The sequence below is a fragment of the Paenibacillus rhizoplanae genome (assembly GCF_042684125.1).
In the GTDB taxonomy this organism is placed as follows: domain Bacteria; phylum Bacillota; class Bacilli; order Paenibacillales; family Paenibacillaceae; genus Paenibacillus_AQ; species Paenibacillus_AQ rhizoplanae.
Map to the genome: position 1 here is coordinate 1 of NZ_JBHUKY010000092.1, position 538 is coordinate 538.

General features: G+C 53.0%; 1 rRNA gene. It reads left to right on the forward strand.

From position 1 onward, the window contains the following. Positions 1 to 387: ribosomal RNA gene (locus ACFSX3_RS30635) — 16S ribosomal RNA — on the forward strand; the annotation flags it as partial. Positions 388 to 538 lie beyond the last annotated feature (151 nt).

Sequence of the window (538 nt, forward strand, 5' to 3'; positions counted from 1 at the left end):
TGCCGGTGACAAACCGGAGGAAGGTGGGGATGACGTCAAATCATCATGCCCCTTATGACCTGGGCTACACACGTACTACAATGGCCGGTACAACGGGAAGCGAAACCGCGAGGTGGAGCCAATCCCAGCAAAGCCGGTCTCAGTTCGGATTGCAGGCTGCAACTCGCCTGCATGAAGTCGGAATTGCTAGTAATCGCGGATCAGCATGCCGCGGTGAATACGTTCCCGGGTCTTGTACACACCGCCCGTCACACCACGAGAGTTTACAACACCCGAAGTCGGTGGGGTAACCCGCAAGGGAGCCAGCCGCCGAAGGTGGGGTAGATGATTGGGGTGAAGTCGTAACAAGGTAGCCGTATCGGAAGGTGCGGCTGGATCACCTCCTTTCTATGGAGAATCGTTTCCTGCAACGGAAACATTCAAATCGGAAGCTTAAGCTTCCACAAGTGAACCCTTGGGTTCGAATACTCACTCGTTGGTCAGTTTTGAGAGTTTAAGCTCTCATCTTTAAACTTGATCCTTGAAAACTGGATACCGA